This window comes from Cupriavidus sp. 05N40, from assembly GCF_056397305.1.
Genome location: NZ_JBFTND010000466.1, coordinates 1 through 487, shown reverse-complemented (window position 1 = coordinate 487; position 487 = coordinate 1). Strand labels below are relative to the sequence as shown.

Sequence of the window (487 nt, the reverse complement as noted above, 5' to 3'; positions counted from 1 at the left end):
ACTCAGTGATGTGCGAATTCGGTTGGCGCGCTCGGCCGGGCCGGCAGGGCGGCGGCAACATCAGCGATAGATGTTGTTCTGGGCGTTCTGCGTCGAGTTGACATGCGACTTGATGTCATCCGCGAAGGCCGTGTTGTTGCCGTTCATRTTGACCACGCTCTGGGTCTGGCCGATCAGTTGCGAGGCATTGAAGGTCGAGTCGACCTTGACGGTGCTGAACACCGGCACGAAGGGCACGAAGCCGGTGCCGCCGCGCACGGTGCTCATGGCGTGGGCGTCGAGTTCTTCGGTGACGGACAGGTCYTGGATGGCGATGGTAGTCATGGYAGTTCTCCGGTACTCAGTGATGTGCGRATTCGGTTGGCGCGCTCGGYSGGGCCGGCAGGGCGGCGGCAACATCAGCGATAGATGTTGTTCTGGGCGTTCTGCGTCGAGTTGACATGCGACTTGATGTGTCATCCGCGAAGGCCGTGTTGTTGCCGTTCAT

Annotated in this window: 1 protein-coding gene; it reads right to left on the bottom strand. The window is 60.9% G+C overall.

The features are described from left to right. Positions 1–60: 60 nt before the first annotated feature. On the bottom strand, positions 61–324 hold the full coding sequence (locus AC1DO7_RS41475) for a hypothetical protein (RefSeq protein ID WP_477117603.1): 264 nt from the start codon (positions 322–324) through the stop codon (positions 61–63). Between the last annotated feature and the right edge of the window lie 163 nt (positions 325–487).